The sequence below is a fragment of the Paenibacillus sp. LRG-1 genome, from assembly GCF_057220305.1.
Map to the genome: position 1 here is coordinate 1,801,627 of NZ_CM170126.1, position 14,847 is coordinate 1,816,473.

Sequence of the window (14,847 nt, forward strand, 5' to 3'; positions counted from 1 at the left end):
ACATCCTTCCTTTTTGATTGCTATACTCATTACGAATTTATTGAAGGGTGCAATTCCTGCTGTGATCCTTTTAACCACGAGAGAATTAATCAACAGTGTCGTGGCCGGAGCGTCAGGGGGCAGCTTTCAACCTGTTTTTATAGCTTTTGGCGTCTTGATCGGTGTCAATTTGCTGTACGATCTGATCAATATTGGCGAAAGCTTTTTTCGTAAAATGTTTCAAAGCCGGCTATCGAACCAGGTAAATATCAGAATTATTGAAAAAGCACAAAAGATGTCTTTGCAGTCGTTTGAGGATGCAGATGTGCAAAATATGCTCCAACGTGCTCAGGGAGAGGCAGATTTTAGGCCGTTTGAAATATTCACTCAAATCCTTGCCATTATTAGCAGTGTTGTAACCTTATTTTCGACGGGTGCTATTCTCATCGCATGGAGATGGTGGGCATTCTTATTCATTTTTCTCATTCCATGCTTATCATTTTATTCTTTTTTACGTATCGGGCAAAGAGAATTTAATGTTCACTTTCAAAGAGCAGGAAGACAACGTGAATCCTGGTATTTGTCGTTTTTAGTGACAAGAGATAATAGTTTTAAAGAAGTGAAAATATTTCAACTGGGAGACTATTTGCGAAAAAGATATAAAACGATACTCGAAGGGTTTTATCGCGAGGATAAAGTGCTAGCGGTTCGTAGATCCTATACCTCTCTTGTATTTCAGATTGTAAATCAGGGTGCGTGTGCATTTATTATTTTCATGGCCATACAAGCCACTTATGTTGGTCAAATTTTAGTGGGGAACTTGGTGAGCTTAATTCAGGGTATCACGTTAACCCAGTCAACATCGCAGAGCATTGTACAAGGGATTTTAAGCTTGTGTCAAAATAATTTGTACATCAAGCAGCTATTTGACTTTTTGGATATGCCGGAAGAGGCAAAAATACAAAAAACGGTTCAGCAATTGCCTTTGTCCACTATTCACAGTATTGAATTTCGGAATGTATCGTTTAGATATCCGAACACGGAGGAGAATGCCATTTCTAATGTTAGCTTCAAGCTTCATCAAGGAGAGAAGCTGGCCATTGTAGGGAGAAATGGATCGGGTAAATCAACGATTGTGAAGTTACTGACTCATTTGTATTCCGATTTTGAAGGAGAAATCTTAATTAATGGACACTCAATACATGAATTGGATAAAGACAGTTTTAGAGAAAAGATAGGCGTTGTTTTTCAGGATTTTGTCCATTATGAGATGGCTGTTAGAGATAATATTGGCTTTGGTAATGTGGCTTCCAGAGAAAATGATGAGGCCATTTGGACAGCTATAGATAAGGCGGGGATTACAGATTTGATAGTCGGCCTGCCTGATAAAATGAATACCTTGCTTGGAAAATGGTTTGAAGATGGACAGCAGCTATCTGGAGGACAGTGGCAGCGTATTGCAATAGCCAGGGCCTTTATGAGAAATGCCGATATATATGTCTTGGATGAACCGAGCTCTTTTTTGGATCCACACGCGGAGAAAGAGGTTTTTCAAAAGTTTGATCAGCTTATTCATGAGAAAATTGGAGTGTTTATTTCACACAGATTGTCCTCCGCACGTATGGCGGATACCATTATTTTAATGGAGGAGGGCAAAATTGTGGAAGCAGGTAGCCATGAACACTTAATGGATATAGACGGAGTGTATGCAGAAATGTTTAGGCTGCAAGCCTCCTCGTATCTTTCACAACGAGAACGTGGTTTTGAGGAAGGAGATCTGTCGCCCTCGTTAGTAAGGACGACAGGTGGAGCCTAAGAAAGGACAGATGCCCTCCTATTGTAGGAGGGTAATTTTTTTCTTCACCACAAAAGTCGAATTACAGCCATACTCACAATACCGACAACGACGGTAGCCAGCAGGTTTTTGCTCCACAAGGCGGTCACTAGCGTAGGAAAGACAGCCATAAGCACTTGTCCATTAAGAGTGACTGAGGTTTCGGTTCGAACGAGCAGATTTTCCATCACGAGGGCCGTGAATATGCAGATGGGAATATAGGAAAGCCATTGTAGCACTGGCTTGGGTAGCGCCAGCCTTTGCAGCACGACAAAGGGAATGATCCTTGGAATCGCCGTGACAAGCATGGCACCGATTATGATATACAGGACATTGGGATTAATGTTCATTTGTCAGTTAACACTCCAATCGTTGCGGTGATCATGGTCGCTACAATGACGGCGATATGTGATGGTACCCACCAGGACAATAGGTACATCAGAACAGCCATACACAGCACAAGCAGCAGACGATGCTTGAGTTTGGAGGTCTGGACACTTTGGAGTTGGGAAATGAGCAGGGCAAGAAACATCGCTGGCAAGGCAAAGTCCAGACCAAAAGCCTCCGGCCGGGAAATCCAGTTCCCGAGAACCCCTCCCGCTACACAGGATGCAATCCAGGCGAGATAAGCTGTAATATTAAGCCCGTTCATCCAGCGGTCACTGACCTGCCCGCCTTTAGCCAATTTATCCGACGCTACTCCAAAGGATTCGTCCGTCAAAAGAACACCGATGCCTATGTTTTTCCACAATGAATATTTAGAAAAGTAAGGAGCCAGCGACGCACTTAACAGCAGATGACGAGCATTCACAATGAAAGTCGTTAAAATAATGACGGATGGAGGACTGGCTGCAGCCAGCATCGAGCACATGATAAACTGGGAGGCTCCTGCGTATACAAGCGCCGACATGAAGGCAATTTCCATGGTGCTAACCCCTGATGAAGCGCCCACAATGCCTGCCGCGAACCCAATACATACATAACCGAGCAATGTAGGAATACAATCTTTAACCCCTTGTAAAAAGCTGAGTGAATCGTGCTTCGTTCCGCTCAACTCCGAAGCTATGGACATTTTAACCTTACCCCCAGTGTATAAATTTTATAATAGTATATAACGTAAGTTGTAAAGTATCAATATATTATACGTTTGTATGTTATGTTGAATAGTTCCTACAGGAGAATTGCTCTTAAAAAGCTGTTTTACTGTTGACAACCCAATGAAGGCTATGTATTTACCAAAAAGGTTCGGTCGTGTTCCGGTTCCAGACGATTTGGCAGCAGCCAGTCATCCAAAAGCGGTGTTCAAATGTACTCCCGATGAGCTCTTCGAAATGGCAAACGGGCAAGAACTGATGATGAATCAAAGCAGCTCGGATGTGTTCATATAAGGGCTGTTTTGACTGAATGGGGAACTCGTAAAAAAAGGGCGTCCCAGTCAGTTCATGACTTATGGGGCAACCCTAAGGTGGTGATTTATATAAGCTCCTGCCGCTTTTTCAGATATCCGTAGAGAATAATTCCCGAGATCGCGCAGATGGCTGCGCATAGACCGATAACTCCATATCCCGCCTGAAGTCCGCGCAGTATGCCAAGCTCAGTGGTTGCGCCGTAGACTATCTTGACCCCTTCGATTACCCAGCCGATCACATAGTTGCCAATGACACTACCTATGCCCATCAGCGTGACGACGAACGTAATAGCTGTATCACTGTCCTTCGGATATCTCCTTGCTATGAACGCCATCACGGTCGGATAGATCATTGCAATACCTGCACCTGATACGGCAAAGAGAAACGCCAGTCTCTCTCCACCCGCGATTGCTGCGAACGTACATATCGCTGAGAAGGCGGAGAATAGAATCGTCGAAAGCACGAACCCCATCCGGTCTGTGAGTGGACCAAGCAATAGGCGCCCCAACGAGAAGGTAAGAAAGAACGCTGAGAGCATGCTGGACGCCTCCACCGTGCTCCATGAATACGCTTTCTCTAAAAAGTTGACCAGCCAGCCCCCAACTGCGAGCTCAGAGACTACTCCAAACGACAGGATCATTACCATCATCCAGAGTGCTGGATCGCGGGTTAGCGTCTTGAGTGAGGTTCGATCCTCATGCTGCAAATCGTCTCCCGGGAAGGTGCTGAGCAGTGCGGCCACAATCGGCAGCAAGCAGAGCGACAACATAGCCAGATACATCCCCCGCCAGTCCAGCATATGTCCAAATACCGTCAGTGACATGACTCCCGTCGCCAGCAAAGGGGCGACTGTTGAGCTGAGCCCATAGAAAAAGTGGGACAAATTCATCATCGTGCCGGTATTTTTCACAAAAATCCTCGCCCCCAAAATTGCGAGCGCAATCTCCAGCATGCCGTTCCCGATATACATCAAGAAGTAGGACGAGGCGAAGAACGGATACGTGTGCGACAGATAGATGAACACTCCCGGGATGATCATGGAAGCAAAGGAAATGATGCTGACCGCCTTGATTCCCCACTTACGGACAAGGACAGCGGTGAACGAGCAGGCAATCAAATAACCAAGTGCGTTTAGAGACAACAATGTTCCGAGCTGCTGTTCATCCAGATTGAAGTCGAATTGGATGCGTGGAATGGCAGGGCCTTTAATATTTTCCGAGATGCCAAATACAATAAAGCCAATAAAAATTGTCGCCAGCTGCATCGTATACATGTGGCGGGACTTGCGGGTTTGCAGATTCAAATTTAGTCCCTCCTAGATAGCCAAACTTGATTTTCTCACCTGTTGGGTGTTCAGGGACGGAAAAGTCATAGGATAGCAGCCCTCCTTCAGGATATTACAATAGTTTTGAAAAAAGTTTTAATAAGTGAAAAGTTTAAGGACATTTATATTCAATGTCAAATGTTTTTATTGCATGTTGAAGTAAGCGAGGAACCTGACCATATTACAATTACAGTAAATTGTAGCATGTCTACTTCCCATTTAAGCTTTGTATTACCTTGATCGGCTACAATTAATTTACTGTGGATAATAAGTCATGCATCCAAAATTGCAAAAGATAAATGATATTTTACGATACAGTCTATATATAGCGAACACACAGTCTTTTGTGTATTCTTCTTATATAGACTTTTGGATACAAGGAGGCAACGTCCGTGGATTCAATGCAGCATATTATTGGCTCTAATTTGGCTCAAATCAGGAAGACTAGAGGATTAAGTTTGGATAAGGTGGCTGAACTGACAGGGGTCAGCAAAGGGATGCTGGCTCAGATTGAGAAGGGGAAATCCAATCCTACGGTAACAACCCTTTGGAAAATTGCGAACGGTTTGCATGTATCCTTCTCCACCTTTCTCAAAGAAGACCCGCCGCAAATCACGAAGATTCGGAGGGAAGACCTGCATCCGGTTATTGATGAGGACGGTAACTATTTTGTTTACCCTGTATTCCCGTATCACGCTGAAAAGAAGTTTGAGGTGTTCACGGTAAGTCTGAAGCCAGGCTTTACACACCAGGCAGAGAAGCATTTGGGAGAGGAAACGATTCTCATGATCCGTGGGGAAATGTACTTTGAAATGCAGGGGCAACAGCTCAAGCTGAGTGCAGGGGATGCCGTGCAATTTCAAGTATCTGACATACATACCTACCGGAATGATTCGGATGAGGATGCCGATTTTTATGTATTGATTTATTATGCGGATTAGTGGGATGATTAGCATAGTCTAAAACAGGCTTCCACATCATGATTTTGCAAAATCCTGAGATATAAAAAGAGAGCAACGAGGAAAAGAGAGGAAAGAATCCATGGAAAGCAAGTACATCCGAGAAACCTACTGCTTCAAGACGTCCCGAGTATTTCCCAACGATATCAACAATCATAACACGCTCTTCGGCGGCCGATTAATGTCGTATATCGACGATATCGCATCTATTGCAGCTGCTAAGCTGTGTCGTACGAACACAGTTACAGCCTCTACGGATTCGGTGGATTTTTTGCTACCTATCCATCCGAGTGATTCTGTCACTCTAGAAGCGTTCGTAACCTGGACAGGCCGTAGCTCGATGGAGGTGTTCGTAAAGGTAATTCGTGAAGGACTGATGACTGGTGACCGAAAAATCGCAGCCACCGCCTTTCTGACCTTTGTGGCATTGGACGAGAACAACCGTAAGGTGACTGTCCCGCAGGTGATTCCAGAAACAGAAGAGCAGTTACAATTGCACCAGACGGCTCCATCACGCGCAGCCATACGGCGTCAGCGGAGAGAAGAAAGTAAGCAGCTGGCTAGTTTTTTGACAACAGATTATCCGTGGGAACTGTAACGTACTAGAGATTATCAATTTCATCGTTTTACGTAAAAAGGAGCCGTCTTTTCCGTTAGCAGTCACCATGATCTGCTCGGAATACGGCTCCTTTTGAAAATAACTTGAGCTATTCTACTTTAACTACACGGAAATGCTGATTCGTCCCACCATTATCGCCCCATTGAATGGCTTTGGCTCCATCGGCGGTGGCGCCTTCAGAAATATCGATCAGCTTGCCGGTTGCCCGATTTTTCAGTTTGTAATAACCACCGGTTACGGATACTAATTGCCAATGTTGACTGGACCAGCCTCCGTCACTCCACTGCTCAATAACTGTACCGTCTGTTGTGGTACCGCTTTCAACACCAATTAGCTTTCCGCTGTTGCGGTTCACAATTTTATAATATCCGCTGCCTGCATCCTTGAGCTGCCATTGCTGGTTTGCTGCTCCGGAATTTGCACGCTGCTCCAGGTCTGCACCGTCCGTCGTTGCATTGCCAATAATGCTTAGTGGCTTATTGCTCTTGCGATTCACTAGCTGATAATAGGCATCCGGATCAATGGCAATTGGCGTTGTTATCCCCTCGACCGCACCACTGGCGGTGTCAATATTAATGCTGTCGAACCAATCCATGGCTAATGAAGTCGCTGTTGGAAAACGCAGTGGCAGCCATACATATTGAGAATCCTGCACAGGACCGCTCCACGCACCCGCCCAACGGTCGCCCAAATACAGGTATGAAGTTGTCTGGGCACCTTCAACAGGAATCACGTAAGCCGACTGTGAACCATATGTCGTACCGTCCCCGAAGTTTATCGTATTACTCCAGGTTCCTTCAATGCTGGATGCGGTAGCATACTTGGCTTGATTGGGATTCCAGCCGGTTGCCCCGGATGTAATCAGGAAGTAGACGTCTCCTTTTTTGAACATCGCCGGAGCTTCACGATATTGTCCTGGCCAAAGTGTAGTCACCAGCGATTCAACTTGCAGAAAATCCGGTGTCAGACGATAGATGTTCAGATCCGCGTTTACCCGGGTAGCCGAAATGAGGTAAGCTGTACCGTTATCGTTGTATACGGTCATATCGCGCGAATCGTGATCCAGAGGACGGAAGCTGCCCTGATACGTGTAATCGCCGTCCACGGTATCGGAAGAAGCGACAGCCACTCGGGCCTCGTTGTAATTAACCCCATTCTCCTTATGCATCCATAATACGTATTTACGTGTTTTTTCATTGTAAATCACTTTCGGACGTTCAATATTCGAAACATTCAGCTCTACAGCGGAGCTGCTGGTCAGTACGTTTTTACGAAACTCCCAGTTTTTTAAATCAGAGGAACGGTAGGCGGATACCGCCTTGAATGTGCCGTTGGGATTACGATTTTCACCAAACCAATAATAGTAACCATCTACTTTAATCATACCACCCCCATGGGCATGGACCACGTTTCCATCTGTATCTTTAAACTGAATGCCATTCACAACATTCGCTGAAGCGGCTGAAGCGACCTTAGGTGAAAACATCTGAAAAATGCTCAACGTCAGCAAAATAGAGAGCATAATACACAGCAAGCGGGCAAAATCATATTTCATTGTTTCGTCCTCCTCTGTATGCGTTATTTTAAAGCGCTTTCATTAATGGGCTCTATGAAGTAGTTTTAATAGAGATGCTTATCCCAATTGTATCCATATTGAATTGAAAGTGCTAGAGTAGTATATTGACCATGTACACGGCACACGCCATCCATATCTAACAGACTTCAATCGAACGGTGAGTGTTACAAACTGGCTGATATTCATTAGATATACAGGAGGCAACCATGAAAATATACGCGATTGATACGAGCAAGCCGGAAGCTGAGGAGCATTACGAATTACTGGTAAATTGGGTTTCGCTGGAAAAGCAGCACAAGTTAGATCGTTTTTTACATCGGGAAGATGCTTTGAGGGGCTTATATGCCGATGTGCTGCTAAGATGGTTGGCCTGCCGGCAATTGAAGGTATCTAATGCTAGTCTTCAATTTACATACAATGCATTCGGTAAGCCTTCCTTGATAAATGCACCCGCATTCCATTTTAATGTTTCTCACTCGGGAAAATGGGTGGTATGCGCCATTGATGATCACCCGCTTGGAATCGACATTGAACAGCTCCGTCCTATTGATTTTGAGGTAGGCAGAGTGTGCTTTTCAGACACAGAGTATGATGCGTTAATGCGTCAGGACGCAGACAACCGATTGTCCTATTTTTACGATCTATGGACGCTTAAAGAAAGCTTTGTGAAGGCCGAGGGGCAGGGACTAACTCTACCGTTGAAGTCTTTTTCATTCGAGCTGAAGGCACAACCGTTCATAGGCTTCACGACAGAGGGCTTTACCACCGAGTATTGTCATTTTAAGCAGTATGAGCTGGATCAGGATTATAAAATGGCTGTCTGTGCAGCTCATGACCAATTTGCCCAGCAGGTGCAGCAGATAGATATAAATACACTACGCTTGGAAGTGGCGACACAGGCGTAATATGAAGTGGATATGCGTATAGTTGAAAAAAGGAGATGAGTGGCGTTGACATTCGTTTTGTTCAAGCACGGCCGGTTGCATGGGGATTGGGCTTCCAAAGGAGACTCCATCGTTGTACAGCAGGGTCGGATACAAGCCATCGGATATGCTCGGGAGCTTGAATTGCAGTTGACCGGTAAGGAATATGAAACTGTGGATTGGGAAGACGCCTATGTACTGCCAGGCTTAACTGATTCACATATGCATTTGTCTATGCATGGTATGAAGCTGGCTATGCTGGATTTAACATCAGCTACCTCCAAGGAAGAGATGCTGGCTATGCTGCGCAAACGGGTCGCTGTAACACCGCCGGGAGAGTGGATTTTAGGACTTAACTGGAATGAAAATGCGTTTATTCCTGTTGAAATTCCAGGTATAGCCGAGCTGGATGCCATTACAGATCAGCATCCGGTATATCTCACTCGTACGTGCTTTCATACGTTCTTGGCCAATTCAGAGGCATTTCGGCGTGCGGGTATTAGCGAGGACACCCCTGACCCGGCTTCGGGAGCCTATGGACGAGACGCAGATGGACGGTTGAACGGATTGATTTATGAGGAAGCATCCTTTGCCTTTACTAGCGTGCAGCCAGAGCCGGATTATTCGGTTAAGAAGGATACGATTCGGCGGGCTTGCCTGGATGCGCTACGGCTTGGTCTAACTGCTGCGCACACGGAAGATTTACGTTTTTTGGGCAGTGTGGAGACGATGCAGCGAATTTACAGGGAGCTGAGGGAAGAAGGTCTTGCTTTTCGCACACACCAGCTCATCTATCATCCATTTATGGAAGAAGCGAAAGTGCAAGGGCTGCGTGCAGGTACCGGAAATGAGTGGTTTAAAATCGGTGCGATTAAAATGTTTGCCGATGGCGCTATTGGTGGAAGAACGGCATTATTATCAGAACCTTATAGTGATGCTCCACATACCCGCGGAATGGCGATTCAACCGCAGCCAGAGCTGAATCAGATGGTGGCAGCTGCCAGGGCCGCAGGCTTTCCAGTGGCTGTACATGCTATAGGGGATGGGGCAGCGCACATGATTTTGACAGCGATGGAGGCCCATGTGCTCACGGAGGAAAGCGGTTTGCCAGATCGCCTGATCCATGGACAGGTGCTTAGGAGGGATTTGGTCAAGAGAATGGCGAAGCTGCCGCTGATTGCGGACATCCAGCCCCGTTTTGTCGCAAGTGACTTCCCTTGGGTACTGGATCGGGTGGGGAAAGAACGGACTGAATATTTATATGCCTGGAAAAAACTGCTGGAAGCAGGCATTCCATGTGCTGGAGGTAGTGACGCGCCGATTGAGCCGTTAAACCCTTTTCTTGGTATTCATGCGGCAGTGACTCGCGCCAAGCCGGAAGAAATGCATGAGGGCTATCTTCCCGCTGAAAAGCTGGATGTACATGAAGCCATTCGTCTGTTTACCACGGGAAGCGCAGTAGCAGCCGGAGAAGCTGATGAAAGAGGGGCGATAGCTGAAGGGAAAGCCGCTGACTTTACAGTCATTGACCGTGATGTATCGGAAAGCCCGCAAGCTTTACTTGACGTGAGGGTACGAATGACAGTTGTAAACGGGAAAGTAGCATATCGGTCATAGGCTGGTAATAAGTTGTATGCCAAAAGCCTTCAACTTCACTTTTCACGTGAGGTTGAAGGCTTTGTATTTTATAAACCACGCTGTATAAATCGGTCTGCGTTTTTTACACTGGACCACAGATCAGAGCTGGCTCCGCCCGGATACCAGTAGGCGAAGCCAGCAAACCCAGCATCCTGCCCCAAGCGATACTTACGAGTGAAGGATCGTCCTTCCTCAAGCCACAGCTTATGAAGCTGTGTGTCTTTGTAAGACACGGTATACTGCTGAATATCCTCATTCCAGATTGGTTTGGAGACGGAACGGGATACTAGCTGGTTTTGCTGATCTAGTGATATATCAGAGGAAGCGATTGAATGTCCGCTAGCATTAAGAGTCCAGTTCCGTGTAAATAATGGCAACGCCAAGATCGCTTTCTCCGGATAGGTGGTTTGTACGAAACGCCGCACGCTTTCACGGAGCCATGGCAATGAGGACACAGAGCCGGGGATCGAGCTACCTCCCCAATGCTCGTCATATCCCATCAGGATCAGATAGTCTGCCGCAGCGCCAAGCTGTTTATAATCAAAGGCGGCAGTCCAGTCCGTTCCGTAATCAGGAGATACACAAATCGCCAGTACCGTATTCTGACTCTTCAACTTAGCTTTTAATTGTTGGACGAACAATGTTAAATTGGCACGATCCTGACCATCTACATTTTCAAAATCAATGACAAGTCCGTTCAAACCGTATACAGATACGACATTGGCAAGCTGAGTTATAGTTTTATTCCGTAGAACCTCACTGGATAGAATTTGGTGCGTCAGCACCAGATTGGAACGGTTGCCTACCATAGCCCAGATATTTTTATGATGCTGTTTGGCCCAGGTAAGCAGCGACGCATTGGTATAGTCGCTTATACTACCTGTTTCATTTAGAAAAAACCAACGTGGTGACAGGGTGTTGATGTTGGATTGGAGCACCGTATTTTCAAACTGCTGAACGGTTTGATCATATTGCCAGCCTAGTCGGATGGAAGAAGCGGTGGAAGCAGTTTGGTTAGCATGCTTTGTTGAATACGTTAGCAGACGCTCCAGCAATGCCGCTGTTTCTTCGCGGGTTAGAGAGGATGCTGGACGAAAATAGTTACTTTCACCTTTCATAAAGCCGTAACGATTTACGGTGGTTACCGCATCAAGAGCCCAATCTGCAATTTCGCCAGCATCTGTGAAGGAGGAAGTAGCATTTCCTGATCCGCCCGAAGAACGGATGAGGCGTGCGATCATCAAGGCCGCTTCTTGACGGGTTATAGGACTATTAGGTTGGAATGTGGCAGACGTTCCCCCCTGAACGATATTGAGTTGAGAAGCCGCTTCAATCCATCCATAGTACCACGTCTTTTTGGCAACATCTCGGTAGGAGGAAACGGCTGCTTGTACAGGCTCCAGACCGAGTGTACGGTCCAGTGCGGTAACCCATTCGGCTCTGGTAACAGCCTTTTTAGGAGAGAAGTAACCAGGTTGTGTACCGTTCAAAATTCCTTTAGCGTGCAGGGAAATAATAGACTGATAGGCATAGCTGTGTGCAATATCTTGGAACGTAGCGCCGGATGATGCTGCTGCTGGAGCAGCTAAGTATGAAGTGAATGTTGTGAATATTGTGATGGCTGCAGTTGCTGAAAGGGTGAGCCTGGTTAACCAACGTGATCGTTTGGAACTCATACCAAATAACCTTCTTTTTTATGATAGATTGTAGATTCATATATCGTTACTCGACGAATAATACTATCAAAAAGAGGAAAGTTATTCATTGCTAAATTGCTGGAAAAACACCAAAAAACCCGCTACCTATGCGGCAACGGGTTTGATATTGGATAAACTATGCTTTTTTGGCATACATAATACCGATAGTCTGTGGACCACAATGACTGGAAATGACACAGCCTGCTGTAGTTAGCAGTACCTCTTGTGCGTTCGTTTCTTCTTTCAAGCGAGCTTGCAACATCAGCGCATCTTCCTCGGCCAAAGCGTGCACGACAATAATGATATCGTTATCCATCTGATCTCGTTGATTCAGAGCGTTTTGCAGCATCTGATCCAGTGCTTTTTCACGTTTGCCGCGGACTTTGTAGGCAGGCGTCATTTTTCCGTCAATCACTTTGATCACCGGACGAATTTTGAGCAGACTGCCAATCAGGTTTTGCATGCCTGAGCATCTTCCGCCTTTATACAGGTATTCAAGTGTATCAATGACAAATTCCGTGTCTATTAACGGCCTGGTTTTTGTCAACATGTCTACAATCTGCTCTATCGTATTGCCGTTGGTTGCCGCACGAGCAGCTTTCATCACAAGCAGGCCAAAGCCGCACGACAAATTCAAGGAATCAAAAACCGTAATGCGACCTTCCGGAAATTCGGAGGCAGCGAGTAGCGCATTCTGGTACGTCGATGATAGCTCGGAAGACAGACTGATATATAAAATGTCGTCCCCTTGTTCTATGTAGGGCGCAAAGGCTTGAATAAAATCCGACGGAGAAGGTGCGGCGGTACGCGGTAAATGTCCCTCGCGGCTTACACGTTGAAATAATTGTTCTGGGTGAATGTTCACACCATCCTGCAATGCTTCATCACCAAATACTGTATACAATGGCACAATACTAATCTCGTACTGTTGACGCCAGTGAGCAGGAATATCACTGGTACTGTCGGCAAAAATTTTAATTTTGTTCATACATTGAATCCTCTCTGTGTGATGCAGAAAAATTATAAAGATTGCACGGAGGAAGGATAGATATCCGCTGTGCTATTCGGAACGGAAAGACCGATGGCAAGAAGTGCAATAAAGCCCACAATAATAAGTGCATTAATGATTAAGCCTGTAATAGCAAAGGTTTTCTTACGGTTTTTTAACGCAATTCCAATGATACCGACCACAAGTCCGCTACAATTCAGCAACAGGCTGCCTAAAAAAATAAAAGGAAGCAGTACCGTTCCGGTTTGCTGCAGAGCGACTTCCGGGTTCATCGTTTGGTATTGGCCGAAATGAGCCAGCAGATTAATAACCATAATAGCCAGAATAATATATCCGATCAGGCTGACAAGCGACATAATAAAAGAAGCAATTCCGGGACCGGAATGTTTGAGCTTGACCGGAGGCTGGAACACAGGAGTTTCTGAAAAAACAGGGTGCTCCTCAGGCGCAGCAGGCTTTTGCAAATTAGGATCTTGGTAACTCATTTTTTCAACTCCTTGAACATAGTCCGAACAGGTACTAATTTTCCACAAAATAAACAAAAAAGCAAGCCACCCTACACATTACCCTTCAAAAGACAGGGTCTAATCATCCAATTCTGTATGCGGTCTGTTCACACACGCTGGCTGGTAAACTTCATACGGTTTCGATAAAATAAGAAGAACATTCGGCTAAAAGGATGAGATGAAAAGGAGTACACAAACATGCAACGAAAATGGATATTTGTGGGATCTATAATGATGATGTTGGCGGTAGCCATTGGAGCGTTCGGGGCACATATTGTGAAAGCCCGGATCGACGCGGATGCTTTGGCCGTGTATGAAACAGGTGTGAAATATCATATGATTCACGCTGTCGGTTTGCTGATTATTGCGTTGGCTGCTGGACAGTGGGGTTCTTCCAACCGTTTGAGATGGGCAGCGCGTCTGTTATTAACGGGTATCATTTTGTTTTCCGGCAGCTTGTATGTGCTAAGTTTGACCGGAATCCGTGTGCTGGGGGCTATCACCCCCTTAGGAGGCGTGTGTTTTATTGCAGGATGGATATTGCTGGCATGGGCTGCCATGGGTCTGAAGAAAGAGGATTAGAGTTCTTTTCGGATAATGCAAAAAAAAGAGAATGGGCAAGAAAGACGTCATGTTTTTCCTGCCCGTTCTCTTTTTTTTTGCTTCGTTTTTTTATGAAGTATTTACATTTACGATGTAATTTCATCGATCTCATTCATTTTAAAGGAGTACACTTGCTTCTCATCTACATGATACACACTCAGCAGGCTATTATCATGATCCAGATTGAGGATGCGGCAAGGGATGCTACGCTGTCCGCCATAGCGGTTCACGATTAACCGTACAAGCGTATTATCTTGTATATAGCGTTTGATCCATTCATACGTACTAAGTTCTTGTTGTGTTGCAGGCTTTGGCTGTACGTGGGATTGTTTGATCTCTTGAACGACTGGCGGCTTGTTCGTAACTGCGGCTGACTTCTTTTTGGAGAACTTTTCCGCAAGCGTAGCAGCTGCGTCAGACGGGTTATTACTGGCTGACTGTTTTTTTAGATACAGTGCAGCTTCGATTAAATTCCCAAGTTCAATACCGGATTGAATCCGGCTATCCGCAATGTGTTCGTTTTGGCTCAAGAGATTAAGCAGGAACTGAAGGGCCTCTACGTTCGAACGGCCTTTAACTAATACATCTACATTAAATAAATAACTGGTTTCGTCTTGATTTGATTCCTTTTTCATACATCCTCCAGCCCAAGCCATGGGTAATTAGTCTTTTATAGTACCTATCAATATATCATTAAAACGTAATCTATCATAGTGCCTAAGGCCCTGTTGTTGGATATTAACAAAAATAAAATCTATATAAAGCCCTATG

At 45.5% G+C, this 14,847-nt stretch carries 14 protein-coding genes; 6 read left to right on the forward strand and 8 right to left on the reverse strand.

The features are described from left to right. Positions 1–169 precede the first annotated feature (169 nt). Entirely contained in the window at positions 170–1,795 is a 1,626-nt protein-coding gene (locus ACUUJN_RS08010; RefSeq protein ID WP_237449031.1) for an ABC transporter ATP-binding protein, read from the forward strand. 44 nt (positions 1,796–1,839) lie between these two features. Here ACUUJN_RS08010 and ACUUJN_RS08015 read toward each other — a convergent pair whose 3' ends face one another. From ACUUJN_RS08015 to ACUUJN_RS08025, 3 genes are all read right to left on the reverse strand, one after another. Further along, positions 1,840–2,163, reverse strand: a complete 324-nt coding sequence (locus ACUUJN_RS08015) for an AzlD domain-containing protein (protein ID WP_053325053.1) — start codon at positions 2,161–2,163, stop codon at positions 1,840–1,842. Then, positions 2,160–2,885 (reverse strand): AzlC family ABC transporter permease, encoded by a 726-nt coding sequence (locus ACUUJN_RS08020; RefSeq protein WP_028542932.1) that lies wholly within the window; start codon positions 2,883–2,885, stop codon positions 2,160–2,162. Before ACUUJN_RS08020 ends, ACUUJN_RS08015 begins: the two co-directional genes overlap by 4 nt. Before the next feature lie 401 nt (positions 2,886–3,286). Then, the gene (locus ACUUJN_RS08025) at positions 3,287–4,525 is read right to left on the reverse strand and encodes an MFS transporter (protein WP_484669485.1); all 1,239 of its coding nucleotides are present in this window, start codon (positions 4,523–4,525) and stop codon (positions 3,287–3,289) included. Positions 4,526–4,938: 413 nt separating this feature from the next. Between ACUUJN_RS08025 and ACUUJN_RS08030 the strand changes: the two genes are divergently transcribed. Together ACUUJN_RS08030 and ACUUJN_RS08035 are read left to right on the forward strand one after the other, a co-directional pair. Continuing rightward, complete coding sequence (locus ACUUJN_RS08030; protein WP_023987843.1) at positions 4,939–5,487, forward strand: helix-turn-helix domain-containing protein; 549 nt, start codon at positions 4,939–4,941, stop codon at positions 5,485–5,487. 100 nt (positions 5,488–5,587) lie between these two features. Next, positions 5,588–6,103, forward strand: a complete 516-nt coding sequence (locus tag ACUUJN_RS08035) for an acyl-CoA thioesterase (protein ID WP_013309488.1) — start codon at positions 5,588–5,590, stop codon at positions 6,101–6,103. Between the two features lie 109 nt (positions 6,104–6,212). Here ACUUJN_RS08035 and ACUUJN_RS08040 read toward each other — a convergent pair whose 3' ends face one another. Further along, positions 6,213–7,679 (reverse strand): RICIN domain-containing protein, encoded by a 1,467-nt coding sequence (locus ACUUJN_RS08040; protein WP_023987844.1) that lies wholly within the window; start codon positions 7,677–7,679, stop codon positions 6,213–6,215. Between the two features lie 227 nt (positions 7,680–7,906). On the opposite strand from ACUUJN_RS08040, the gene ACUUJN_RS08045 reads away from it, so the two are divergent. Then, on the forward strand, positions 7,907–8,605 hold the full coding sequence (locus ACUUJN_RS08045) for a 4'-phosphopantetheinyl transferase family protein (RefSeq protein WP_023987845.1): 699 nt from the start codon (positions 7,907–7,909) through the stop codon (positions 8,603–8,605). 45 nt (positions 8,606–8,650) lie between these two features. After that, a complete protein-coding gene (locus ACUUJN_RS08050) occupies positions 8,651–10,240 on the forward strand; it encodes an amidohydrolase (RefSeq protein ID WP_484669486.1) in 1,590 nt (529 codons plus the stop codon). 68 nt (positions 10,241–10,308) lie between these two features. Here ACUUJN_RS08050 and ACUUJN_RS08055 read toward each other — a convergent pair whose 3' ends face one another. From ACUUJN_RS08055 to ACUUJN_RS08065, 3 genes are all read right to left on the reverse strand, one after another. Next, positions 10,309–11,937: an S-layer homology domain-containing protein gene (locus ACUUJN_RS08055; RefSeq protein ID WP_484669487.1), complete on the reverse strand. Its 1,629-nt coding sequence runs from the start codon at positions 11,935–11,937 to the stop codon at positions 10,309–10,311. A gap of 157 nt (positions 11,938–12,094) precedes the next feature. Then, positions 12,095–12,946 carry a DegV family protein gene (locus ACUUJN_RS08060; RefSeq protein ID WP_068940141.1) on the reverse strand — a complete coding sequence of 284 codons (852 nt, stop codon included), beginning with the start codon at positions 12,944–12,946 and terminating at the stop codon, positions 12,095–12,097. Positions 12,947–12,978: 32 nt separating this feature from the next. Further along, positions 12,979–13,452, reverse strand: coding sequence for a hypothetical protein (locus tag ACUUJN_RS08065; RefSeq protein WP_053325059.1), 474 nt, complete (start codon positions 13,450–13,452; stop codon positions 12,979–12,981). 219 nt (positions 13,453–13,671) lie between these two features. On the opposite strand from ACUUJN_RS08065, the gene ACUUJN_RS08070 reads away from it, so the two are divergent. After that, positions 13,672–14,055, forward strand: a complete 384-nt coding sequence (locus ACUUJN_RS08070) for a DUF423 domain-containing protein (RefSeq protein ID WP_071640103.1) — start codon at positions 13,672–13,674, stop codon at positions 14,053–14,055. Positions 14,056–14,162: 107 nt separating this feature from the next. On the opposite strand, the gene ACUUJN_RS08075 is transcribed toward ACUUJN_RS08070, so the two are convergent. Beyond that, positions 14,163–14,711, reverse strand: coding sequence for a hypothetical protein (locus tag ACUUJN_RS08075; protein WP_023987852.1), 549 nt, complete (start codon positions 14,709–14,711; stop codon positions 14,163–14,165). Positions 14,712–14,847 lie beyond the last annotated feature (136 nt).